This window comes from Streptomyces sp. WZ-12 (assembly GCF_028898845.1).
Taxonomy (GTDB): Bacteria; Actinomycetota; Actinomycetes; order Streptomycetales; family Streptomycetaceae; genus Streptomyces.
The window spans coordinates 7,864,627-7,890,009 of the sequence record NZ_CP118574.1 but is presented as its reverse complement, the minus strand read 5'-3'; the positions used below and the strand labels follow the sequence as shown (position 1 = coordinate 7,890,009).

The following is a 25,383-nucleotide window of genomic DNA, read 5'->3' as shown; positions in this document are numbered from 1 at the left end:
GCACCAGGCGGGAAGCACGTATATGAAGCGGTACACCGCGGAGTTCTTGTTCGGCGGGGCCGGTGTCGGCGGCAGCGGTTCCCGCTCCGGCACCGGCTCGGGGCGCCTCAACAACCGGCGGTACGGGCGGATATGACTGTCCGGCGGCTTCAGCCGGCACGGCTCACCGAAGGCTCGTGGAACGACTCCCGGAGCTTCGCCCGGTCGATCTTTCCGTTCCGCGTCGAGGGGAGTGCGTCCAGCGCGGTGAAGTGCCTGGGGACCATGAACCGGGGCAGACGGGCGGCGCACGCACTGAGCAGGTCGTCCTGGTCGACCTCCGCGCCGGTCACGAGGGTGTAGAACGCCGCGAGTTGCGTGGAGGCGGCCACCTTGACCCCGACGACCGCGGCTCGACGGACACCGGCGACGCCGGCGATCACGGACTCCACCTCACCCGGCTCGACCCGGTAGCCGTTCACCTTGAGCTGGTCGTCGAGCCTGGAGACGAAGTGGAACTCGACACCGTCGAACGTGACCAGGTCTCCGCTGAAGTAGCAGCGCCGCATGCCGCCGTCTTGATGTGCGACCTCCCGGAATCGCTGCGCGGTGAGCGCGCCGTCACCGGCGTACCCGATCCCGACGCAATTCCCGGCGATGACCAGCTCCCGGGTCTCGCCCGGTGCGAACGGGCGCAGCCGCCCGTCCACATGGCAGAGCAGCTCCGCGTCGACGACCGCAGTGCCGATGGGCGGCCGGTCGGGCCAGTTGGTGACGTCGCCCGTCAGCCGGTACTGAGTGACCACATGGGTTTCGCTCGGCCCGTACTGATTCACCAGCGTGAGGCCACCGTCGGCGCAGAACTGCCGCACCTCGTCGTTGATCACCAACTGTTCGCCGGCCACCGAGATCTCCCGCAGACTCGGGGTCTTCTCGCCCGCGGCACACGCGGCGGCGGCCAGTCCGTGCAATCCGACCACCGGCTGGAAGAGCCGGGCGGCGTCGTGCTCGCGAATGATGTCGAGCAAGGTGAAGGGGTCCAGCCGGTCCTGGTCGTTCACCACGATCAGGGTCGCACCGGCGAGCCAGGTCGCCACCGTGTCCTCGTACACCATGTCGAAACCGATGGACGACATGTGCAGGGTGTTCGGGGGCCGGTCGTGGCTCCAGCGCTGGACGTGCCAGTTCCCCAGATCCGCCAGGACCACCGGTGGCACCGCGACGGCCTTGGGTTCGCCCGTGGACCCGGAGGTGGGGATGACGTAGCAGACCGGTCCGGTCGCGATCTCGTCCCGCCGCGTTCCCCGAATCGACCGGAAGGTGTGTTGCGCGACCCCCGATTCGATCGGTGCGCACTCGTCGGCCCGCAGGATCATGGCGCAGTCGGCGCTGCTCACCAGTTTGCCGGTCCAGGTGGGCGGCATGGTCGGGTCGATGGACAGCACGCCGGCTCCGACGCGCCACACCCCCAGCACCGCCGCGCAACGGGACCACGAACGTGTCGCGTGCACGTCGACCACGTCACCGGGCCCGATGCCGTGTGCGGCGAGGCCGCCGGCGATCTCGGCCGACACGTCGTCGAGTTCGGCGTAGGTGTGGGAGATGCCGTTGTCGACGACCGCCACCGCGTCGCGGTGCCGGGCGAGGGCGTCGATCAGCATCCGGATCAGTGAACCGTCGAGCTCGCTCATGCGGTCAGCCCCCCGTCGACGAGTTCCAGCGGCCGGTAGTCGCGCGATGCCACGAACTCCGGGCGCGGGTTGGGCACTTCGCGCAGTTCGTTGTCGACGCTGTTGTAGCTGACGAACGCCATGGTCCGGTCGGTCGGCGACATGTTCGCGCCGGAGCCGTGCGCGATGCAGGGGTGGAAGAACAGCAGGCTCCCGGCGCGTCCGACGATGGAGCGGATCTCCGACTCCGCGGTCACCTCGGCCATCTGCTCGGCGTCCAGGGCGAATTCCAGCTTCGCCGACAGGTCGGCCTCCCACTGCGACGCGCCCTCGGGCTCGGGACGCCATGGGGCTATCGCGTCGTTTCGATGCGAACCGGGCACGACCAACAGCGGGCCGTTGTGCTCGGTCGCGTCGTCCAGGAGCACCGCGACATTGACCGCCCGCGGCTCCGGCATCCCGTCCTTGGCCCCCCAGACGCTGTAGTCCTGGTGCCATTGCCACACTTCGCCGCGGAGCGCCTGCTTCGCGTTGACCTTGCACTGGAAGACATGCACCTTGCTTTCCAGCAGTTCCTGCGCCGCGGAAAGCAGTTCGGGCAGCCGCACCAGCCTGGAGAACAGCGCTCCCGTGGTGTGGCAGCCGTGGATGCCCCGCACCGTGGTGCCGTCCTCCTCGAAGATCCGCCCGGGGTGCTCGGTCGCGTAGAGATCGGCCACCTCACGCCGCAGCGCGGCGATATCGTCGGCATCGAAGACGCCGTCGAGGAGCAGGAACCCTTCGGAACGGTATTCCGCTATCTGGCTTTCGGTGAGCATAACTCGATGGCCTCTCTGCCTTGTTCTGTAGGGCGATGAAAAGCGTTAGGTGGGCGTGGGCACCGCCGCGACATCACATCTTCAGTCCCAGTTCGTCGATCACCATGCTGATGCTGATCAGGCTCAACCGCGTGTCCCATTTGCCCTCGGCGCCGTGGGCCGCGATCCGTTCGAGCGCGTCCTTGCGGAAGACACCGCTGGCCGCGACCAGGTCGCGCCACTCGGTCATGAGGTGGTCGTCTGCGAGCGCGGACAGGCCGTGCGCGGTGAACCCCTGCTTCGCGCGTCGCAGCACGGTTTCCGGGACGATGCCGGCGTATGCCGATTTGAGGCATGCCTTTCCCTCGAAATCGGCGACCTTCTCGTCGTCGCCGACGCGCAGCGCCAAGTCGACCACGGGATTGCCGAGGAACGGGTACCGGCCCTCCACGGAATTCGCCATCAGCATCGCGTCGCCGTGGTCGCCGAGCAGATGGCTCCCCAGTTGCACGGAGGTATCGACCACCGAGCGGAGCTGCATCGGCGTGAGCGCTGCGGCTTCGGCGTCGGAGAACGGAATCAGCCTGTCTCTCCAGAACTCCTGACCGGCAAGCGCTTCGAGGCTTTCCGGGGCCAGGCCGTCCGACCGCCGGCGGTCCACCTGCCGCCAATCGACTTCCCAGGAGAAGTCGGCCCGGCCCCACGCGCGCTCGTTCTCCGCACGGCTCTCGCGGCGCGTGTGGCCGAGCCCGTCGAACGCATACGAGTCGTAGCCGAAGAACAGCTCGTCGGCCCCCTCCCCCGACAGCACGCCCTTGAGCCCGCTCAGCCGGACCGCACGCGACAGCATCAGGGCCGCCACGTTGTAGGTCTCGCGCTGCGGATAACAACAGCGGCGCACCATCTGCTCGAACTCGGCGGCGATGTCCTCCTGGAGACAGGAGATCTCATGGTGCTCGCTGCCCACGGCATCAGCCACCTCACGCTGGAAGCGGTGTTCGTCCAGCAGGGCGTCGCCGAACACCACGGAGTACGTGCGCAGCGGCTGCTCCACGGCCGCGGCGGCCTCCAGGACCAGCGTGGAGGAATCGAAACCGCCACTGAGGCAGGCCCCGATCTCGACGTCCCCGCGCAGACGGTCGCGGACCGCCCGCCGGACCCCGTGCCGGATCTCCTCCGCGGCCACCGGGGCCCGTCCGTCACGAACTCGCCGTACCGCCAGTAGCGGACCGTCTCCGGTCCGCGGCCGCCGAACCGCACCACGGTCCCGGGCGGCACGGCACGGACGTCGCGCACCAAGGTGCGAGGCGCGACGATGTTGCCGAGCTGGAGGTACTGGTCGACGGCGCCGAGGTCCAGCCGCCAGGTACCCGGCACCGACCGCACCAAGGGGCCGAGTTCCGAGCAGAAGTGCACTTGCCTGTCCACCTCGGTGTAGTAGAGCGGGCTGACGCCGAAGCGGTCCCTGCCCAAGTGGAGCGTGCTCTCGGCGCGATCGTGGATCGCGGTGGCGAACTGCCCGTCGATCAGGCCGAGTCCGGCGGGTCCGTAGCGTGCGAACAGCTCGGGGATGACCGCCACGTCGACGCGGTTGGCGGTCCGTGCCAGGCCGAGTCGGCTGCGCAGCTCGTCGGCGTTGTAGATCTCGCCGTTGGTGACGGCGACGAACCGCCCGCCGCTGTCCTCGGCGGGCTGCCAGCCGTCCTTGACCGCGGTCATGCCGAGGCGGGCGAGTTTCGCCGTCAGCACGGGGGTGCTCAGCGAGTAGGTCTCGTCGGGGCCGCGGTGGGTGAGCCGGGAGTGCATGGTCGCCGTGACCGTGCGATCGAGGTCGCCGTCCGGCGCGAAGGTCCCGCAAAGGCCGCACATCGCGCTACACGCTCCGCTGCAGCAACTGGTCGGTGAGCGCGCGCAGGTCCTCCGCGCGCAGCACGTCGCGCACCCCGGCGTCCAGCCAGCCCAGCTCGCGCAACTTCGCGACCAGTAGCAGCGTCGATGCCGAATCGCCGCCCAGCGCATAGAAGTTGTCGTCCAGCGCGGCGTCACCGATCCCGGTGAGGCGGCCCACGAGGGTGAGCACCTGCTGCACGGGGGGCGACACGGCGTCCGCGTCGAGGGTCCGGCTTCCCCGCAGGGAGTCGCGGTCGACCTTTCCGTTCGGGGTGTACGGCAGCGCTGCGACGCGCTCCAACACCGAGGGGACCTTGTACGGGTCCAGGGCCCCTTCGAGGTGGCGGCGGAGTTCCCTCGGGTCGGCGTCGCCCAGGTAGTAGCAGACCAACGCGTCGTCCCCGGCGGCTTCCGAGCCGTCGTGCGACTCCACGGTCACCACCGCCTCGACGACCGACTCCGCCTGACACACGGTGTTCTCGATCTCGCCGAGGTCCAGGCGGTAGCCGCGGAGCTTCACCTGGTGGTCCAGCCGTTCCACGAAGTACAGGTTGCCGTCGCGGAGTTCGGCGACGTCGCCGGTCCGGTACTCCGTGCCGTCACCCGCCGGACCGAACGGCCGCACGCCGCGCTCGGTCAGGTATCCGGCGGCGACGGCGGAGCCCGTGATCACTATCTCGCCCCTGCGCACCGCGCCGCCGGTCCGGACGTCCGCGGTCCCTTCATCGAGGTCGCGCAGGTGGTACGCGCAGTCGCCCACGACGTCGCCAAGGGGTACCCCGTCACGGCAAAGTGCCGGGTCGAGCGGGCCGGTCAGCAGGTTGCACACGGTGGTCTCGGTGGCACCGTAGGCGTTGTGCAGCGCGGCCGCTTCGGACCACTTGGTGACCACCGCCGACCGGCACGCCCCGCCGCCGTTGATCACGTGGCGCAGCCGCATCGCGCCGCTGGGCTCCGTCGCGGTCAGCGCGAACGGGGTGGTCTTGAGGTGCGTGATGCCGAAGTGCTCCAAGGTTTCCCGCAGTTCGGTGCCGGGCGCCAGGCGTGCCTCGTCCAACACCACGAGGCAGGCACCGGCCGTCAGGGTCCACAGGATCTCGGTCATGCACCCGTCGAAGGTCAGCCGTGCGAACTGCAGCGTCCGCGAGTCCGGCCCCACGGACAGCCGCTCGACGTGATCCCGTACCACCGCGGCGAGCGGGTCCGGGCGCACCAGAACGCATTTGGGCTCGCCGGTCGAACCGGAGGTGTAGATGGCGTAGCAGAGCTCGCCCTCGACGTCCAAGACCCCGCGCGCGAGGTCGGGTTCGTCGGCACGCCAGACCTCCGGGACGTCGGCGAGGTACACCTCGCCATCGTCCCGCGACCGGGCCAGTCGTCGGACGCCGAGCAGTTTGACCTTCTCGGAGTTCGACGCCACGCTGTCGCGACCGTCGAGGAACACGAACGGGCGTCGCGCCCGGAGTGCTCCGATCATCGCCGTGATCGCACCGAGCCCCTTGCTCGCCTCGATCCCGACGAACCCGCCGGGTGCGACCCGCGCGCGGAGGTCGTCCGCGAACGCCTGGCTCAGCTTGTCGAACTCTCGATAGCTGACCGTCCGGTCCGCCGTCCGCACGGCGTCGCCATCGGGATTCTCCCGCACCGCGCGCTCGAATCCGTATATCAGGGACATGTGACTCCAGTTCCACTCGCCGCCGACGCGCAGGGTCAAGCGGGCTTGAGACAGCAGGGGGCGTTCTCGGCGCGCCGCGGCGGGCACGCCCACCTCCGGATCAACCGACCGGGTGGGTGAGCGTGCCGACGCCTTCGACCGTGGCCCGCACCGTGTCCCCCGGGCTGATCGGGACGGCACCGGGGGTTCCGGTGCAGATCACCGTTCCCGGTGCGAGAGTCCGGCCCATGGTGAAGTACTCCACGAGGTAACCCAGGTCGTACTTCATGTCCCGCGGCGTCGCCGCCGCGATCACCTCGCCGTTCTTGACGGTGGAGATCCGGATCCCGTCCAGGCTGTCGCCGGGGAACTCGTCCAGGGTCACCAGGGCCGGGCCGATGCTGCAGAACGTGTCGAACCCCTTCGCCCACGGGATGTAGCGCGGGTTCTGGCGGATGGCGTCTTCCGCCGTCATGTCGAGGACGGCCGTCACTCCGGCGATGACGGACCGCCACGCGTCGCGGGGAACGTCCTTGCAGCGGGTGCCCACGACCAGCCCCAGCTCCGCCTCGGCGGTCACCCGCCGCGACTGTTTCGGCAGCCGGATGGTTCCGCCGTTGCCGATGAGGCACGAGGTGGGCCGCAGGTACGATCCGGGGCCGGAGCCGGGCTGTTCGGTCTCCAAGTCATCCGAGTGCCGCCGGTAGTTGAGCCCGGCGCCCCAGACATCGGCGTCGCCGTCGACGATGGTCGCCGCGTCGGACAGGTCGGGACCGTCGGAACGGGCCGCCTGCCCCCTGACCTGTGCCTCCAGGTCGCCGAACCGCCGGTCCGCGACCACGTCCCCGATGCGGGTGAGGTCTTCGTAACCGCTGATCTCCCGCAGGGGGAACCAACTGCCGTCGATTCCCACGAAGATGTCCTGGCTGTTGCCGCTCTTGGCGAGCTTCATGGCGTCGCCCCCTTCAGTTCGCAAGCTGCAAGTAGCGCGGGTTGTCACCGTCAGCGATGCGGGCCGCCGCCGCGTGAAAGTCGGCCGCCCGCGGGCTTTCCCCCGCCACCCCGACCGCGGTCTCCATGAGTTGGGCCGGATCGGTGTGGTGCTTGTCGGCGAGTTCCTCGACCAAGGGGAAGAAGCCCGAGTGGATGCCGATCACCGCGCCGAGGACCTGCATCGTGCGCCCCTGCCCGATCACCTTCATGTTGACCCGGCAGAGTTCGGCGAGTTCGGCCAGTTCCTGGTATGCGAACCGGTCCCTGCCCATGATGTTGATGATCGCGGCGAGGGACTCGGTGGCGGCATTGCCCGAACCGCGACCGATGCCGTTCAGCGTCCCGTCGACGAGGGTGGCCCCCGCCCGGAATGCGGTGACGGTGTTGATGTTGGCCAGGCCGAGGTTGTCGTGACCGTGGAAGCCGACGACCGGGTACCGATCGGCGACCGCGCTCACATACTCCTGCACGGTCTCGGGAGTCATCGCGCCGTAGGAGTCGACCACGTAGACACCCGCGATCTCCGGCCCGATTCCGTCGAGCGTGCCGAGCAGCCGGTCGATCGGCATGGCGCTGGACTTCATCAGGTTGAGGTAGACCTCCCCGCAGACGTCCGCGACCTGTCGGAGGTAGGGCAGGTGCTCCTGGACGCGATCCGGTTCCACACCGACCCGGATGAAGGACATTCCGCGGTCACACATCCGCCTGACCGTCGCCGGCCGAGTGAACTCGGGCTGCGCGAACATTCCCCATGGTTTCGCGGACAGCGCCGACCGGGCCAGTTCACACCAGGCGAAATGGTCGATGTTTCCCGCCTTGATGCCGGTCTGCTCGGCCTCCAGCCCGATCCCGTGACCGATCTCGACCTTGGAAACCGGGGTCTCGTTGAGTCCGGCGAGAAGTTCGGCCACGAAATTCTCGTCGAACTCGAAATCAACGGCGTAGGCGCCGTCGCGCAAGGTGCAGTCGAGCAGTTCCATCTCGGACATCGCCCGGGATCGGCTGTCTGTCATAACCTTCGCCCTCCTCGGCTCAGCACGGACGTACACACGAACAAACAGGTGGTGAGGGATTCGGGCTCAGATGTACTGTCGCATCGGGGTGAAGTCGACCAGGATCACCGCACGTTCGCCCGTCTCCGGTCCGGCCCCGCGCCTGATGGGGGACACGTAGTGGCTGACCTTCTCGTCGGTGATGCCATAGGACTCAAGCGGCTTGGTCAGTTCGAACTCGGCCAGGGCCTCGCCGTCGGGCACGTCCGCGGGCTGCTTGCCCCGGTACTTCGGCGGCGCGACCACGTTCACGCCGCCGACGACGTTACGGCGGTAGACCAGGTGCGCGAAGACGAACGGCTCGCCGTCCTGGTGGAGTTCGTTGGGCGAGGAGATGGCCTCCAGCCCGGGGTCGTCCACCGCCAGCTTGATCAGATGCACCCCGACGTGCAACGGGAACGCCGCGTCGTCCTGCGACCACCGCGTCTGCGCGAAGTCGAAGGAGAGGATCTCGCGGATGATCGGGTTGTTCCGAGCGGTTTCGCTCATGGCGGGCAACTTGCGGACCACGCCCACGTATTCGGGATTGTGGTCGGCTTGGTAGTAGCCGTTCATCCAACCCTGTTCACCGACGTGCGTGTTGGGTATCCAGCTGAACTCCCGCGACCACGGGAGGTAAATACCGCGGGCGTAGCGGCGGTTGCGCCCGGCCTCCGTCGCGTAGGGGTCCGGCGGCAGGTCGACGAACTCGGCGCGAAGGCTCTGGAAGACGTCGTCGGATTCGGCGATCCCGAATTCCTCGGCGAGGTCGTAACGGGCGAATCCCTGCTCAACGAGGGTGGTCGATTCGGTCAGCGTCTGCATGACTGTCCCAAGTGGTAGTCGAAACGGGTGGTTTGTGGTGGAGTGCGGCCCGGGCCGTCAGACCGTGGTGAGCCGGTGGGCCGGGCGGACGACCACCTGGCGCCGGCGCCCGCGCCTGGTGGAGAACTCCACCCGCGGGTTGTCGTCGAAGAGGTCGAGGCGGAGCAGCCGCTCCTCGCTCCAGCCGAGCAACCGGAACTCACCGGCGCCCAGGTGCAGCAGTTCGACCGGCGCGCGCCCCTCGACCCGCAGGACGAGTGCGCCGTCTTCGGCGGCCACTTCGGCGACGAGGTCGGTCTCCTGGTCGTCGACCACCGCAAGCCCCCACTCCATGAAGGAGAGCGGGACGGCGAAGCGGCAGCCGAACTCGTCGAGTTCGGGCCGGCTCAACGGCAGAACGGGGCGGTAGTAGGCGATGTCGCTGACCGGAAGCTGTGCCCGGAAGCTCTCCGGGAACAGGGCCAGCAGGCTGTCGTTGGTGGCGCAGTCCGCGACCAGGTGAATCCTGGCCCGGTCACCGGTGTTGCGCACGGAGTGCGGTCGGTCGAAGTCGGCGTACCAGAGCGTTCCCGGCTGCCACCGCTGTTCGATCCCGTCCACCACCAGCACCGCACCGGGGTTGGTGACCAGCGGGATGTGCAGCCGTACATAGCCGTAGGGGAGCCCGATCGGGGTGTCCGAGTGTTCCTCGACGGACACCCCGGGAGCCAGGGCCATCAAGCGGACACTGCGCAGTTCGGTACCCAGCTCGGACAGTATCTGGCCGAGGTAGGGCGCCTTCGCCATCAAGGGGGTGTCGTCGAACCCGTCACGCCCCGGACCACCGGGGTCGGTTCGCCGGACGTCCCCGTTCGGCGCACGCAGCGAAAGGACCTTCCAGTCCACATCGGATTCTTCCCCGACGATGCCGTCCTCGAAGGACCGCTGCAATGCCCAGAATTCCGAACCGCTGAGTTCTGCGAGATCCGCGTTCAGTCGATCGATATCCAGGTCGTCCCGCAACATCACCGCGGCCGGAAGATCCCTCAAGGATCCGCTCTCTTGCATGAAAGCCTCGCTTCAATGAGCCTTGTTCGCTTTGGCCTTGCTATCGGTAGCTTACTTCTGCAATGCGCCGGGAAAAGGGTCTCGCGGCGCGCGGAAACGGCCAGGACTCTTTAGGACATGACCTTTCCGGTCTCGGCCGCAAAAATCGCGTGCTCGGATTCCGGGAAATCCCGAAACTTTCGGATCGGGCTGAACAGCAAAATGGCCGTCGACAGCACCTGCAGTCCGCTCATCATCCACAGCGTTTCCCGGACACCGCACAACTCGCCGAGCGCGCCGCCGAGTAGTCCGCCGACAGCGATGGCGCCGAAGCTGATCACGGCCGCGCTCGCGCTGATCCGCCCGATCAGGCCCGGTGGGCAGTACCGCTGGCGGAAGGTGTCGGTGATGATGCTCGCCGCGACCACACCGGCGCCGGCACCGATACCGCCGGCGACGAAGAACGCGAGGCCGGCACCCGGGCCGGTCAGCGGAAAGAGCAAGGTGAAGGGCGCGGCACTCACCTGACAGATCAACGCGGCCCGGGCGCTGCCGAATCGGTGGGATACCCGGCTGGACAACAGCACTCCGAGGACCCCGCCGAGACCGCACAACGTCAACACCGCGCCGACCATGGCCTCGCCCACGCCGACGGTCCGAACGAGGAATGCCACTTCGATCGAACTCATTCCGGTCAACGCGATGTTGGACACCGCGCTGAATACCGCGAGGGTGCGCAGAATGGGGTCCCGGAACAGGAATCTCAGGCCGTCGCCGACCTCGGTGCGCAGTCGGCGCCGCTGGACCGCCGGGGGCGGCGGCTCGATCGTCCGGATCGCCCGCAGACAGAGCCAAGAGACCACGAAACTCAGCGCGTTGGCCAGCAGCCCGGTGACGGCGCCGAACGCCTGCACCAGCAGTCCGGCCAGGCCGGGGCCGGTGATCTCGGCTGTCGACTCGCTGCCCTGCAGCCGCGCATTGCCGGCCAGCAACTCCGCGTCGGAGAGCAGCGTCGGCATGTACGCACGCTGCGCGGTGGTGAAGAAGACGTTGGCGCAACCGCCGAGGAAGGCGGCCAGGAGCAGGTGGGGAGTGGTGAGTACGCCGGCCCAGGCCGCGGCCGGGACGCTGACGTAAGCGACGAAGGAAACGGCGTCGCAGATCAGCATCACCGGGCGGCGCGGCAGGCGGTCCACCCACGCGCCCGCGGGCAGACCGAGTATCAGCCAGGGCAGATAGGCGACCGAGGTCAGCAGTCCGACAACGAGGGTGTCCGCGTGCAGGGTGAGGACGGCGACCAGGGGCAGCGCCACCACCGCGATCCCGTTGCCGAACATGCTCGTGGTTTCGCCGAACCAGAACAACCGGAACTCGCGCCCGGACACCGAGCCCTGGCGTTTCCTGCCGCTCATCGTTCTCCCGCCATGGGCCGCGCACCGTCGAGTTGGGCGAGCTTCCCGGCGAGGACGGCGCCGATCCGCGCGATCGGCTTCGCCTGGGTGATCTCGCCGTGGCTGCAGGCGATCTCGTGTACCTCCAGCCGTCCGGTCACGTGGTCACGCCAGGATTCCGGCGCGGGCGAATCCTCCGGTTTCCCCTCCGTGGCGGAGAAGAACACCATGTCCCCCTCGTAGGTGCGGGGCCTCAGTTCCCCGTAGATCCGGTCGTTGTCCACGAACACCCGGGCCAGGGCGGCGACTTCGGACCGCGTCAGCCGTTCGAGCGTGCTGCCCGGCCGGCGGACCGTCCGCGCGTAGTCGTCGTAGCGCAGTGGTCCCCCGCCGCGTGCGGAAAGGTCGTACCCCAAGGAGTCCAGGAGCTCGGTGTACGCCTCGGAGCTGCCGTCGACGAGGGGCCGGTAGTCGGGTACCGAGTCGGGCGGGTAGCCGTCGAGCAGGGCGAGCAGATCGACCTGGGCTCCCGCGGCCTGCAGATCGGTGGCCATCAGGTGAGCGAGCACGGCGCCGAAGGACCAACCGATCAACCGGTAGGGCCCCTCGGGCTGGACGGACCTGATCTGCTCCACGTAGTCCCTGACCATCTCCCGCCAGGACTGGCCCGTCGCCGCCGCATCGGTGAGGCCCTTCGCCTGGAGGCCGTAGACGGGGTAGTCGGCGTCGATGTGGCTGAGCAGGCCCGCGTAGACCCAGCTGATCCCGGCGGCCGGATGCACGCAGAAGACGGCGGGCCGATCGGCTCCGGTCCGCAACGGGAGCAGGGCCGACAGCGGGTCGTGCCGCGCTGCGGCGGCCAGTCGGTCCACCAGGTCTGCCGCGGTGGGTGCCTGGAACAGGTCCAGGATGGTGAGTTCTCCGCCCAGCACCGCCCGCACCCGGGCGAGCAATCTGATGGCGAGCAGGGAGTGACCGCCCAGTTCGAAGAAGTTCTCCTCGGCGCCGACCCGGCTCAGCCCCAGCACCTCCGCGAACAGTCCGCAGAGGACCTCCTCGTAGGGTCCGCGCGGACCACGCGACGTCGGACGGTGCGCGAGGTCCGGGGGCGGCAGCGCGTCCCGGTCGAGTTTTCCGTTGGGCGTCATCGGCAGCCGTTCGACCACCTGGAAGAACGACGGGATCATGTGGTCGGGCAGGATCGTGGACAGCCGCCTGCGCAGGTCGCGCGTCTCGGGCGCCTGGTCCGCCGCGGGTTGCACGTAACCCACCAGCCGCCTGTCGCCCCCGGCACCCTCGTGCACGGCCACGGCGGCCTGTGCCACCTCCGGGCAGCGGGTCAACGCGGCCTCCACCTCGCCGAGTTCGATCCGGAAGCCCCGCACCTTGACCTGGTCGTCGATGCGGCCCAGGTAGTCCAGCCTGCCCTGGTGATCCCACCGGACCAGGTCACCGGTGCGGTACATGCGGCTCCCCGGCTCCCCGTGCGCGACGAAGGGGCAGGCGACGAACCGTTCGGCGGTCGCGGCCGGGCGGTTCACGTAGCCGCGGGCCACGCCGGGCCCGGTCACGTACAACTCGCCCGGGACACCGGGCGCGACGGGGCGCAGCCGCTCGTCGAGCACGAAGACCCTGGTGTTCCCGATCGGCCTGCCGATCAGCGGGGAGGGGCTGTCCGCGGCGTCCCACCACAGCGCGTCCAGGGTGCACTCCGTGGGACCGTAGAGGTTGTAACAGAGCGTCCCGGACGCCTCCCGGACGCGGGTCCACAGCGTCCGCCCGGCGGCTTCCCCGCCGAGCAGCAGCACCAGCGGCGCATGCGGCCCGGACAGCAGGCCCTCGTCGAGCAGGTGCTCCGCGTAGGTGGGGGTGACGTCCAGGACGTCGATCCCGGCGGCCGTGACGTAGCCGGTCAACGCGACGGCGTCGCGCCGGATGTCGTCGCGGATCACGTGGAGTTCGTGCCCGGCCAGCATCCAGAACAGTGCCTCCCACGACGTGTCGAACGACAGCGAAGCGGTGACGGCGGACCTCAGCCGCCGGCGCGCGGTGGCCTCGGTGCGCGCGATCAGCCCCTCGCGGTGGAAGGCGTACAGGTTGCTCAACGCGGAATGCGGCGTCAGCACTCCCTTGGGACGGCCGGTGGATCCGGACGTGTAGATGACGTACGCCGCACTGTGCGGCAGTACGCGGCAGTTCAGGTTGGCCACGGGGCCGGTCGGCGTCTCGATCCGGTCGATGAGAACCGCGGGCAGCGCACCGAATCCGTGCGCGGCCGCGGTCGCGGTGTCCGTGACGACGGCGACCGGTGCGGCGTCCCGCAGCATGTGCCCGATCCGGTCCGGTGGGTATTCGAGATCGAGCTGCAGATAGGCCGCGCCGGTCTTGAGCACCGCCAGCATCGCCACCATGGACTCGGCCGACCGGGGCAGGGCCAGCCCGACCAGCCGTTCCGTCCCGGCTCCCGCAGCGCGCAGACGGCGTGCCAGGAGGTTGGCACGATCGTTGAGTTCGGCGAAGGTGAGGCTGGTGTCCCCGCACACCACCGCGGTCGCTTGGGGCGTTCGCGCGGCCTGTGCCTCGAACAACTCCGGCACGGTGGCCGGCGACGCGGGCCGGGCGGTGTCGTTCCACGCGACGAGGACCTGGTGGCGGTGTTCGGCGGACAGCGGGTCGGCTTCGCCGATGGGGCGTTGTGGTGCCGACACGAGGTGCCGCAGCAACCGGGGCAGGGCGTCGGCGATCTGGTCGGCGGTGGCCCGGTCGAAGAGGCTGGTGGCGTACTCAAGGGCGCCGTCGATGCCCGCGGCGTTCCCGTCCGACGTGTAGTTCTCCCGGAAGTCCGCGGACAGGTCGAACTTCGCGACCTGCCAGTCCGTGTGCTCCTCGGTGCATGTCAGGCCCGGCAACGACAGCGTTGCCTCCTCCGCCCGGGACAGGGTCAGCATGACCTGGAAGAGCGGATGCCGGGCCAGTGACCGTTCCGGGTTGAGGTCTTCGACGAGCCGCTCGAAAGGGACGTCCTGGTGGTCGTAGGCGGCGAGGTTCGCGTCCCGCAGGCGGTGCAGCAGCTCGCTGAAGGTGGGATCGCCGGACACGTCGCTGCGCAGCACCAGGGTGTTCACGAAGAAGCCCACCACGTCTTCCAGCGCCTCGTCCAAACGCCCCGCCACCGCAGTGCCGATGGGGATGTCCGTACCGGCCCCCAGCCGGGACAGCAGGACCGCCAGCCCGGCTTGCAGGACCATGAACGTGGTGCACCCGTGGTCGGCGGCGACCGCGAGTAGGCGGCGGTGCAGCTCGCCGTCGAGCTTCAGCGGTACCCAGTCGCCGCGGTAGTCGGCCACCGCGGGGCGCGGACGGTCGAACGGCAGGCCCAACTCGGCCGGCAGATCGGCCAGTTGCTCCCGCCAGAAGGACAGTTGCGTCGCGACAAGGCTCGCCGGATCGTCCTGGTCGCCCAGCAGTTCCCGCTGCCACACCGCGTAGTCCGGGTAGCTCACCGGCAGCGGCGTCCACTGCGGGGACTGCCCCGCGGCCCTGGCGCGGTAGGCCGTGGCCAGGTCGTTGAGGAGCGGCTGCCAGGACCACTCGTCGCAGGCAATGTGGTGGATCACCAGCGCCAGCACGTGTTCCTGTGGCGCCAGCGCGAACGCCGTCGCCCGGATCGGGAGATCCGTCGTCAGGTCGAAGCCACGGTCGACGGTGGAGGTGAGCGCCTCGGCGAGCTGGCTTTCCTCCTCGCATTCGACCACGTCGAGCTCGGGCCGTCGGGCGAGCACCCGCTGTACGGGTTCGCCGTCGACCCCTGGGTATACCGTACGCAGCACTTGGTGCCGGTCTGCCAGGTCGGTGAGCGCCGCCGCCAAGGCGGTGCGGTCCAGTTCACCTTGCGCCCGGATCACGAGCGGGCAGTTGTAGACCGCCGACCGGCCGTCCACGCGATTCAGGAACCACAGCCTCCGCTGGGCGTAGGACACGGGGGACACGGGCCACTCCTCAGGGGGCAGAGCCGGACGCGGTGGACTGGGTGGCAGCGATCCGGCTCGGGAGGGCCCGCCAGATCTCCGGGGTGTAGAAGTGGCCGCCGCCGAGCACGTCGTGCCGGTACGGGCCGGAGGTCAAGCCGCTCCACCGGGAACCGACGTCGGCGCTGATCAGCGGATCGTCGGCACCGGAGAACACCTGCAGCGGCACGCTCACCTTGGCGCCGGCATAGACGAAGGTGTCCCGGACGCCGAAGTCGGCGCGCATCAACTCCAGCGCCAGCTCGGTCAGGCCGTCGTCCTCACGGACGTGCGGGGGCAACAGGCCGTAGGTGCCCAGCCATTCCAGGAGTCGCTCGTCATCGTCCTGGAGTGTGGGAAAACGTTCGCTGTCGGTCAGACCCCGGTCGGGGGCGTTGCAGGAGGAGAGGACGAGCGCTTCCGGCTTCCGCGCCCCGGCCCTCTCCAGCCGGGCGGCGACGTCGAAGGCCATCCAGCCGCTCATGCTGTGCCCGAAGAGGACATACGGGCCGAGGTCGGCACCGGACAGCGATTCGGTTACCCCGGCGGCCAGTTCGGCCCAGTCCCGGGCGAAGGGCTCGGTGAACCGCCCCTCCCTGCCGGGGTAACAGAGCACGGCCAGGTCCGTCCCGGCGGGCATGCTCGCGGTCCACGGCCGGTACGCGGCCGTACCGCCGGCGAAGAAGCTCAGGCCGACCAGGGTCCGTTCGGCGTCCGGCGTCCGGTGCAGGGGCACCACCGTGGTGTCCCGTACGCCGCTCACCGTGCCGCCCCGGTGGACATGGGCCCGGCCTCGAACCCCGTGGTGCCTATCGCGCTCGCTGCCATCGGTCAGGCCCCGTTCATCGTGGCCGCCAGGCTGGCGGGCCGCATGTCCGTCCAGTTCTCCTCGACGTAGTCCAGGCACGCGGCCCGCGTTCCCGCTCCGAACACGGTGGACCATCCGGCGGGCACGTCGATGTGGGCGGGCCACAGGGAATGCTGTCGCTCCGCATTGGCCAGCACGAGATAGGAGCCGTTTTCGTCATCGAACGGGTTGTTCACGGAACTGTCCTTTCAAGGTGATCAGGCCGAACCACGGGGATCGGCCGAGGATGTGACATGACGTCAGGGACGGACGTGGCCGGCTCGTCCGACGGTCAGAGCCAACCGAGCCGGGCGGCCTTGACCCCGGCCTCGAAACGGCTGCGAGCGCCGAGGCGCTCCATCAGCACCGCCATCATGCGTCGAGCGGTCCGGTGCGAAATATGCAACTGCCCTGCTGCGGCGGCATCGGTGCACCCCCTGGCCACCAGCCTGAGCAGTGCCAGCTCCTTGCCGCTCGGGGCGTCGCCCTCGGCGGGCCACTCAGCATCCAGCGGTGCGGCCGACGACCAGGTCATCTCGAACAGGACGACCATGGGGGCGATGAGGCCGGGATCGGTCACATGGAGCGCGCCCGCCGCCGCGTCCTCCGGGTCGACGGGTACCAGTGCGACCGAGCCGTCGACCAGGAGCATTCTCGGCAGCGGAGCCCCGGAGCCGCGGAACTGGCCCCCGTTGCTGGTCAGCCAGTGCACGTGCGCCCTCGTCGCGGCGTCGTAGGAGTCGGTGTCCGTGCCGATGGTCCGGATCGACACCGAGCGGCTCAGCAACGCCGCGTCGTTCCGGCGCGACGCCAGGAGTTCCAGCGGCGACTGCGCGCCGCCGGGGCGGAACGTCAGCACCTCGCGGGTGGCTTCCCCCGCCAGGCGGTCCACCCGGCGCTGCACCGCGTCCATCCCCAGGAGCCGCTCGACCTGTTCGGCCTTGCCCGACAGGCCGGAGGCGCCGGACGTGAGCAGGCGGACGACCTCGGCGTGGGTCTCGGCGAGCCGGAGCTGCCGACGCATCAACTCCTCGTGCTGGCCGGCCAACGACTGCTGCAGGCTCAAGACCGGATCCACCGCGGCGAATCCGCCCGGTACCTCGAAGGAGTGCCCCACCAGGCCGAGTTCGAGCAGCCGGTCGAGGCAGGCGCGTACCCGGTCCGGCGCGACGGCCAGCCGGTCGGCGATCGCCTCGGCGCTCGGCGCGGGCGATGCGCGCATCTCCCGGTACACCGCTTCTTCCATCAGTTCCAGTCCGAACATGGTGAGCATGAGGTCCGTCTCCCAGGTGTGTCGGTGAACGCCCCACGGTCAGCGGGAAGTGGCTGGCCGCAGCGCCGGGCGGGCGGGCCGGGCCGTCGCCAGGTACGCGGCGACCCCGGAGACCGTCGGGGAGCGGAAGAACTCGCGGACCGGCAGTTCCAGCCCCAGGGTCGAACGCACCCGGGAGATCAGCTTGGTCGCCAGCAGCGAATGCCCGCCCAGGGCGAAGAAGTTGTCGTCGACGCCGACCGAGTCCAGGCCGAGCACCGTGGCGAACAGCTCGCCGAGCACCTCCTCGTGCGCCGTACGCGGGCCGGTGGTGGTCGGCGCCGCGTCCGGTGACGGAGCCGGGCGTGCGGTGACGTCACGGGACCGCCGGTTCTGGACGGGTGGTACATCGAGGTCGGCGACCAGCCGCTGCGGGTTCTCGACGACCTGTGTGAGCAACCGGCGCAGGCCGTCGGCGAGTTGCTCCCCCGTCGAGGCGTCGAACAGCGCGGTCGAGTACATCAGGGCGCCGACCAGCCCGGCCGGTGCTCCGTCCCGGTCGATCCGCTCCTCCACGTCGATGACCAGGTCGAACTTCGCGGTGGTCGACGGGACCGGCCACTCGGTCGCCCGCAGACCGGGGAATTCGGGGTCGGCGGTCGCGTGCTGGAGCTGAACCATGACCTGGAAGAGCGGGTGGCGACTGGGCGAGCGCGGTGGATTCACCGCTTCGACCAGCCGCTCGAACGGGACGTCCTGGTGCTCGTAGGCCGCGAGGTCGGTGGCCCGGACGCGACGGAGCAGCTCCGCGAAGCTCGGGGTCCCCGAGACGTCGGTCCGCAGGACCACCGTGTTGACGAAGAACCCGACCAGATCGTCGAGCGCACTGTCCGACCGGCCCGCCACCGGGGTGCCGATCGGAATGTCCGTCCCCGCGCCCAGTCTGCTGAGCAGGGCGGCGCATCCGGCTTGGAGCACCATGAACAACGTGCAGTGGTGCTCCCTGGCAACCGCGAGCAGGCTTCGATGGAGTTCGGGGCCCCACTCGACGTGTGCCGATCCCCCCGCGGAGTCGCTGGTCTCGGACCGGGGCCGATCCGTCGGCAGGGCCAATTCCACCGGCAGATCGGCCAGTTGGTCGCGCCAGTGAGTGAGCTGACGGAACAGCACACTGTCCTGGTCGTCCTCGCTGCCGAGCAGGTCGCGTTGCCACAGCGCGTAGTCGGCGTACTGCACCGGCAGTTCGTCCCACTGGGGAGCCCCGCGCCGTGTGCGGGCGGCGTAGGCGGCGGAGAGATCGCGCAGGAGCGGTCCGAGCGACCAGCCGTCGCAGACGATGTGGTGGAACACCAGCAGCAGGAGATGGTCCTCCTGACCCATCGTCAACAGGTGGGCGATCACGGGAGGTTGTGCGGCCAGCTCGAAACGGTGGTCCACGGCCGCGCGAACCGCCGCCTCGACCTCGGCCTCGGACACCTCTTGGTGCACCAGTGCCGGCCGGACCTCTCCCGGTGCGCGCACCGACTGCACCGGCTGGTCGCCCCGTTCGACGAAGACGGTCCGCAGGCTCTCGTGTCGATCCGTGACATCGGAGAGCGCCTGTTCGAGGGCTTCCCGGTCCAGCGGCCCGGACAGGCGAAGAGCGACGGGGAGGTTGTAGGTGGTGCCCGTCTCCTCCCACTGGCTCAGGAACCACAGTCGCTGCTGGGCGTGGGACAGCGGCAGCACGTCCGGGCGTTCCCCCGCCCGGAGCGTCGGCCTGGCGGGGAGCGCGTCGTCGAGGCGCTCCGCCAGCCCGGCCACGGTCGGGGTGGCGAACAGCAGGCGGGCCGGCAGCTCCACGCCGAGAACGGAGCGCGCCTTGCTGCTCAGCCGCACGGCCAGCAGGGAGTGGCCGCCGAGGTCGAAGAAGCCGTCGTCGATCCCCACCGCGTCGCGGCCGAGCACCTCCGCGAACAGCCCGCACAGGAGTTCCTCGCGGAGGTTGCGCGGCGCGCGCCGGGTGCCGGTGGGGTACGTCGGTTTGGGCAGCGCGGCGCTGTCCACCTTCCCGTTCGGTGTCAACGGCAGTTCGTCGATCACCACGATCGCGGCGGGCACCATGTAGTCCGGCAGGTTCTGCCGTGCGAACTCGCGCAGTCGTCGCGCGTCGAGTTCCGTGTTCCGCGCGAGCACGTACCCGACGAGGCGTTTGTCCCCGGGGTGGTCCTCGCGCAGGACCGCCACCGCGTGCGCGACGCCCTCGTGGCGAGCCAATGCCGCCTCGACCTCGCCGAGTTCGACCCGGAAGCCGCGGATCTTCACCTGGTCGTCGGCCCGGCCGAGGAATTCCAGCGCGCCGTCGCCGGTCCACCGGACCAGGTCACCCGTGCGGTACATGCGCTGGCCCGGGCTGAACGGGTTCGCCACGAACCGCTCCGCGGTCAGGCCGGGTCGGTTCACGTAGCCCCGTGCCAACTGGGCGCCGGCGACGTACAGTTCGCCGACCACGCGCGGCGGGACGGGCCGCAGTCCGGGGTCGAGCACGAACACGTCCACCCCGGCGATCGGGCGGCCGATCAGGGGTCGGTCACTCTCGTCCGATGCCCAGAAGAGGGTGTCCACCGTGGTCTCGGTCTGTCCGTAGATGTTGTAGACGGTGATCCCCTCGGTCTCCCGGATCCGTGCCCACAGCTTCTCGCCCACCGTTTCCGCGCCGGTCATCACCACCGCCGGCGGCGTTCGGGCCGGATCGAGCATCCCCTGCCGGATCAACTCCTCGGCGTAGCTGGGCATCACGTCGAGGGCGTCGATGCCGCACCGGTCCAGGTACCGGGCCATGGCGGCGGGGTCGCGGCGGGTGTCGTCGCCGATCAGGTGGAGTTCGTGGCCAACGGCCTGCCACAGCAGGCCGACGACCGAGGTGTCGAAGGAGAGGGACGCCGTCAGCGCCATCCGGCAGCGTTGCGCGCCACGGATCCGCTCCGCGGTGGCGATGACCTCCGCGCGGTAGAAGGCCAGCAGGTTGGCCAGCCCGCCGTGGGTCACCATCACGCCCTTGGGCTGGCCGGTCGACCCCGAGGTGTACACGACGTATGCCGGGTGGTCCGCGGCGACAGCGACCCTCAGCTCTTCCGACGACTCGTCGTCGGGCGCGGGGGCGTCGATGAGCACCGGTGCGCACGCGGGCAGCGACGTGGCGGACGCGCTGTCGGTGACGACCAGGGCGGCGGCGGAGTCCTCCAGCAGGTAGGCGATCCGCCGGGCCGGGTACGCCGTGTCGACGAACAGGAACGCGGCGCCCGACTTCAGTACGGCCAGGAGCGCGACCACCAGGTCCGCGGACCGGGGCAGGGCCACCGCCACCACTTGGTCCGGGCCCGCACCCTGGCGCACGAGGCGGCGGGCGAACCGGGTGGCGCGTGCGTCGAGTTCGGCGTAGGTCATCGCGGTGTCCTCGAAGACCAGCGCCGTCACGTCCGGCGTGCGGGCGACCTGCTCCCGGAACGCGTCGGGCAGGAACACGGTCGGCTGCGCGGGCGCGGGACGCCCGGGGAGGAGGCGTCGCCGTTCCTCGTCCGAGAGCACGTCGACGGTGCCGATCGGCCGTTCCGGGGCGGCGAGCACCTGTTCCAGCAGTCGTCGCAGGCGCATCACGAGCTGTTCGGCGGTGGTCCGGTCGAACAGCTCCTGGGCGTACTCCAGGTAGCCGGTCAGCCCGGCCGGTGCGCCCTGGGCATCGCGCTCGTCCACCAGCTCAAGGCTGAGGTCGAACTTCGCGACGTCCCAGTTCACCGGGGCCCGTTCGCCCGCCAGCCCGGCGAACTCCGGGGTGGTGGTCTCGGCGTGCTGCACCTGGATCATGACCTGGAACAGCGGGTTCCGGGACAGCGACCGCTCGGGCTGCAAGTCCTCGACGAGGGAGTCGAACGGGAGGTCCTGGTGGGCGAACGCCTCCAGGTCGGTGTCCCGGACCCGCCGCAGCAGTTCGGCGAAGTCGGGATCGCCCGCGGTGTCGGTGCGCAGCACCAGGGTGTTGACGAAGAACCCGACCAGATCGTCGAGCGCGCTGTCCGACCGGCCCGCCACCGGAGTGCCGAAGGGGATGTCGGTGCCCGCGCCCATACGGGTCAGGAGCGCCGCGAAGCCCGCCTGCACCACCATGAACAGCGTGCAGCCGGCGGACCTGGCGAGTTCGAGCAGCCTGCGGTGCAGCTCCGGCCCCCAGTGGACGGCCACGATCCCACCGGACTGCGCCGCCACCGCGGGGCGCGGCCGGTCCACCGGCAACGTCAACTCCGCCGGCAGAGCTGCCAGTTGCGTGCGCCAGTACTCCAATTGACGGCTCATCAGGCTCGCCGGGTCCTCGGCGTCACCGAGCAGCTCTCGTTGCCACAGCGTGTAGTCGGCGTAGCGCACCGGCTGCGGCGGCCAGTCCGGTGCGGTCCCCTCGCACCGGGCGGTGTAAGCCAGGCCGAGGTCCCTCAGCAGCGGACGCAGGGACCATCCGTCGGCCGCGATGTGCTGGATGACCAACAGCAGGACCTGCTGCTCAGGGCCGAGCCGGAACAACGTGGCCCGGAGGGGCGCGTCTTCGGTGAGGTCGAACCGGTGACGCACCCGCTCCGCCATGGCGTCGGCGAGGTCGGGCGGCGCCACCTCGACGACCTCGATCCCGGGGGCCGAATCCAGCACCACCGGGTGCGGCTCACCGCCGTTCTCGGGAAAGACCGTGCGCAGGCTCTCGTGCCGTTCCGCCACGTCGGCGAGCGCCCGTGCCAGGGCGTCCCCGTCCACCGTCCCGGTGAGGCGGACCGCGACGGGCACGTTGTACGTCCCTTCGTCGCGTTCCATCCGGTTCAGGAACCACAGCCGTCGCTGGGCGAACGACAGCGGCACGGGCTCCGCCCCCGCCCGGGCGGTCAGCGCCGGGCGCGCGGCCCCGGTCAGCCGGGCCAGTCCGGCCACCGTGGGCTCGGCGAACAGGTCCCGGATCTCGAACCCCTCGCCCAGGGCCGACCGGATCCGGGAGAGCAGCCGGAGCGCGAGGAGGGAGTGCCCACCCAGGTCGAAGAAGTGATCGTCGATCCCCACGCGGGGCACCCCGAGCACCTCCGCGAAGAGTTCGCACAGGATCTCCTCGCGCGCACTGCGCGGCTCCCGCACGGCGTGCGCGGTCCGGTCCGGCTCCGGCAGCGCGGCACGGTCGAGTTTCCCGTTCACCGTCGTCGGCATGGTCTCGACCAGGACCACGGCGGCAGGGACCATGTAGTCGGGCAGGCTGCCCGAGACGAACCGGCGGAGCTCCTGGTCCGTGAGGCCGAGGGACCGGGTCACGACGTACCCGACCAGGCGCTGGTCACCCGGCCGGTCCTCCCGGAGGACGACCGCGGCCTGGGTCACCTCGGGGTGGCCGGCCAGCACGGCCTCGACCTCGCCGAGCTCCACGCGGAAGCCCCGGATCTTCACCTGCGCGTCCGCGCGGCCGACGAACTCCAGCTCCCCGTCGGCGGTCCACCGAACCAGGTCACCGGTCCGGTACATCCGCTCCCCCGCCGAGAACGGGCACGCCACGAACCTCTCGGCGGTCAGCGCGGGACGCCCGATGTACCCCCTGGCGAGCTGGATCCCGCTCAGGTAGAGCTCGCCCACCACCCCGGGCGGCACCGGCCGCAGCGCACCGTCCAGCACGAACGCCGACACATTGGCCAGCGGCCGGCCGATCGGTACCGAACTCCCCTCATCGCCACGGCGGCACTGCCAGTAGGTCGCGTCGACGGCGGCTTCGGTCGGCCCGTAGAGGTTGTGCAGCTCGGTGGAGCCGAGCGTGGCGAACAGTTCGCGTTGCGTCTCCGCGGGCAGGGCCTCGCCGCTGCAGATGACCCGGCGCAGGCCCGTGCAGTCCCCCGCACCGGGCTCCCGGAGGAACGCCTGCAGCATGGAGGGCACGAAGTGCGTGACGGTCACCGATTCACGCCGGATCAGCCCGGCGAGATAGCCGGGGTCGCGGTGTCCGCCGGGCTTGGCCAGCACCAGGGTCGCGCCGGAGATCAGCGGCCAGAAGAACTCCCAGACCGACACGTCGAACCCGGCCGGGGTCTTCTGCAACACCCGGTCGGCACCGGTGAGTTGGTACTGCCCCTGCATCCACAGCAGCCGGTTGACGATGGCCGCGTGCGGGACCATGACGCCCTTGGGGCGTCCGGTGGATCCGGAGGTGAAGAGGACATAGGCGGAGTGCGCCGGAAGCGGCCGTACCGTCCGTACCGGCCGGGCGGACACGGGCGCGACCGGCTCGTCGAGCAACAGCCTCGGTGCGGAGCCGGGAAGGGCGTCGGCGCTCTGCGAGTCGGTCAGCACGAGGACCGGCCCGGCGTCCGCGATCATCGCGGCGATCCGCCCGGCGGGGTGGTCAAGGTCCAGCGGAAGGTAGGCCGCGCCCGCTTTGACCACGGCGAGGATCGCGACCACGAGCTCCACCGAGCGGGGCAGCGCCACGGCCACGACCCGGTCCGGGCCCGCGCCCCGGTGAGCGAGCTGCGCCGCAAGCCGCTCCACGCGTTCGTCCAACTCGGCGTAGCTCAGTCGCTCGTCGGGCGCCACCAGGGCCGTCGCTCGTGGCGTGCGCCGGACCTGCTCCGACCACAGCTCGGCAAGCGTCGCCTCGGGCAGCTCGACCGCGGTGTCGTTCCACTCCCGTACGACCCGGTCGCGCTGATCGGGCGAGAGCACGGTCAGCGCGGAGAGCGGCTGATCCGGATCCGCGGCCACCTGTTCCAGCAACAGCCGCAGCCGCTCGGCGAGTTCGGCCGCCTGAGCGGCGGTGAACAGGTCCGGACGGTAGTGCAGACGCAGGGAGAGCCACTCGCCCGGTTCGACGGCGAGGGTCAGCGGGTAGTGCGCACTGTCGCGGAACGTGACGCCCACGTCGAGTGCACCGTCGGGCGAGTCGACCTTGTAGTCGTGCATCGGGAAGTTGTCGAAGACCACGTTGGTGTCGAAGAGCGCGGTGGGACAACCGGTGAGGCGCTGGATCTCCGTCAGGCCGAGGTGATCGTGGTCGAGCGCCGCGGCGCGGCCCGACTGGATCTGCTCGAACAGCGCGCTCACCGAAGCCGCCTGGTCCAGCCGCACCCGCACCGGGACCGTGTTGATGAGCATCCCGATCATCGAGTCCGCGCCGGTCAGCTCCGCCGGACGGCCGCTGACCGTCGAGCCGAACACGACGTCGTCGCGCCCGGTGAGCGTGCCGACCAGGACGGCCCATACCCCTTGGCACACCGTGTTGAGCAGGACGTGGTTCCGCCGGGCGTGCGCGGTCAGCAGCGCCGTCGTCTCCGTCGGCAGCAGCACCGCCACCTCCTCCGGCGGCGGGCCGGTCCGGGCATCGGCGGACGCGACGAAGGTGGGCTCGACGACCCCCTCCAGGGCCGCCGCCCAGTGCCGCTCCGCGCCGGCCCGGTCCTGTTCCGCCAGCCACGCCAGGTAGTCCCGGTACGGGCGCACCGGTGCCAGGCCGGCGGTGCCGCCGCCTCGGGAGTACACCGCGAACAGCTCCTGGAAGAGCAGGGCGAAGGACCATCCGTCCAGCAGGAGATGGTGGGCGGTGACGAGGAGCCGGTGGTGGCGGGCGGTGTGCTTGATGAGCGTGAACCGGATCAACGACGACCCGCCGACGTCGATGCCCCTGGCCCAGTCCTGCTCGGTCAGTTCGGCGAACCGCTGCTGCGCGCCCCCTTCCTGCCCCGTTTCGATCTCCCGCCAGTCCAGCGGGACTTCGCGGCGGACCACCCGTATCGGCTCGCCTGATTTCCGGTACCGGAATCCGGACCGCAACGTGGCGTGGCGCCGGATCACGGTCTCCGCGGCCGCCCTCAGGAGCGCGGTGTCCACCGGCCCGTTGAGGTCCACCGCGAATTGTGCGAGGTAGGGGCTGTGGGTTTCCCGATCGAACAGCGCGTGAAAGAGAAGCCCTTCCTGAAGGGGCGACAGGGGAAGGACGTCCTCGACTACTGACTCGCTCATCTTCAGTGTCAACTTCC

The 25,383-nt window shown here is 70.1% G+C and carries 14 protein-coding genes and 1 pseudogene; all 15 read right to left on the bottom strand.

Features of this window, described 5'->3' with window-relative positions; translation table 11 throughout:
- Positions 1-149: 149 nt before the first annotated feature.
- Entirely contained in the window at positions 150-1,670 is a 1,521-nt protein-coding gene (locus tag PV796_RS34515) for an AMP-binding protein (protein ID WP_274917671.1), read from the bottom strand.
- On the bottom strand, positions 1,667-2,467 hold the full coding sequence (locus PV796_RS34510) for a phytanoyl-CoA dioxygenase family protein (protein WP_274917670.1): 801 nt from the start codon (positions 2,465-2,467) through the stop codon (positions 1,667-1,669). Before PV796_RS34510 ends, PV796_RS34515 begins: the two co-directional genes overlap by 4 nt.
- Positions 2,468-2,540: 73 nt before the next feature.
- On the bottom strand, positions 2,541-3,632 hold the full coding sequence (locus PV796_RS34505) for an asparagine synthetase B family protein (protein ID WP_274917669.1): 1,092 nt from the start codon (positions 3,630-3,632) through the stop codon (positions 2,541-2,543).
- Positions 3,633-3,892: 260 nt separating this feature from the next.
- Positions 3,893-4,165 (bottom strand): annotated as a pseudogene (locus tag PV796_RS34500) (asparagine synthase (glutamine-hydrolyzing)); the annotation flags it as partial.
- A gap of 154 nt (positions 4,166-4,319) precedes the next feature.
- Positions 4,320-6,011, bottom strand: coding sequence for a non-ribosomal peptide synthetase (locus tag PV796_RS34495; RefSeq protein ID WP_274917668.1), 1,692 nt, complete (start codon positions 6,009-6,011; stop codon positions 4,320-4,322).
- Positions 6,012-6,111: 100 nt separating this feature from the next.
- A complete protein-coding gene (locus PV796_RS34490) occupies positions 6,112-6,942 on the bottom strand; it encodes a fumarylacetoacetate hydrolase family protein (RefSeq protein WP_274917667.1) in 831 nt (276 codons plus the stop codon).
- Positions 6,943-6,955: 13 nt separating this feature from the next.
- Complete coding sequence (locus PV796_RS34485) at positions 6,956-7,996, bottom strand: hypothetical protein (RefSeq protein ID WP_274917666.1); 1,041 nt, start codon at positions 7,994-7,996, stop codon at positions 6,956-6,958.
- 66 nt (positions 7,997-8,062) lie between these two features.
- A complete protein-coding gene (locus PV796_RS34480; RefSeq protein WP_274917665.1) occupies positions 8,063-8,839 on the bottom strand; it encodes a 2OG-Fe dioxygenase family protein in 777 nt (258 codons plus the stop codon).
- 57 nt (positions 8,840-8,896) lie between these two features.
- Entirely contained in the window at positions 8,897-9,868 is a 972-nt protein-coding gene (locus tag PV796_RS34475) for an aspartyl/asparaginyl beta-hydroxylase domain-containing protein (protein ID WP_274917664.1), read from the bottom strand.
- A gap of 128 nt (positions 9,869-9,996) precedes the next feature.
- Positions 9,997-11,277 carry an MFS transporter gene (locus PV796_RS34470; RefSeq protein WP_274917663.1) on the bottom strand — a complete coding sequence of 427 codons (1,281 nt, stop codon included), beginning with the start codon at positions 11,275-11,277 and terminating at the stop codon, positions 9,997-9,999.
- Complete coding sequence (locus PV796_RS34465; RefSeq protein WP_274917662.1) at positions 11,274-15,245, bottom strand: non-ribosomal peptide synthetase; 3,972 nt, start codon at positions 15,243-15,245, stop codon at positions 11,274-11,276. Before PV796_RS34465 ends, PV796_RS34470 begins: the two co-directional genes overlap by 4 nt.
- A gap of 10 nt (positions 15,246-15,255) precedes the next feature.
- Positions 15,256-16,026, bottom strand: a complete 771-nt coding sequence (locus tag PV796_RS34460) for a thioesterase II family protein (RefSeq protein WP_274917661.1) — start codon at positions 16,024-16,026, stop codon at positions 15,256-15,258.
- A 68-nt stretch (positions 16,027-16,094) separates the two neighbouring features.
- Positions 16,095-16,307, bottom strand: a complete 213-nt coding sequence (locus PV796_RS34455) for an MbtH family protein (RefSeq protein WP_274917660.1) — start codon at positions 16,305-16,307, stop codon at positions 16,095-16,097.
- 95 nt (positions 16,308-16,402) lie between these two features.
- On the bottom strand, positions 16,403-17,383 hold the full coding sequence (locus PV796_RS34450; RefSeq protein WP_274917659.1) for a helix-turn-helix transcriptional regulator: 981 nt from the start codon (positions 17,381-17,383) through the stop codon (positions 16,403-16,405).
- A gap of 39 nt (positions 17,384-17,422) precedes the next feature.
- Positions 17,423-25,366, bottom strand: a complete 7,944-nt coding sequence (locus PV796_RS34445; protein ID WP_274917658.1) for a non-ribosomal peptide synthetase — start codon at positions 25,364-25,366, stop codon at positions 17,423-17,425.
- Between the last annotated feature and the right edge of the window lie 17 nt (positions 25,367-25,383).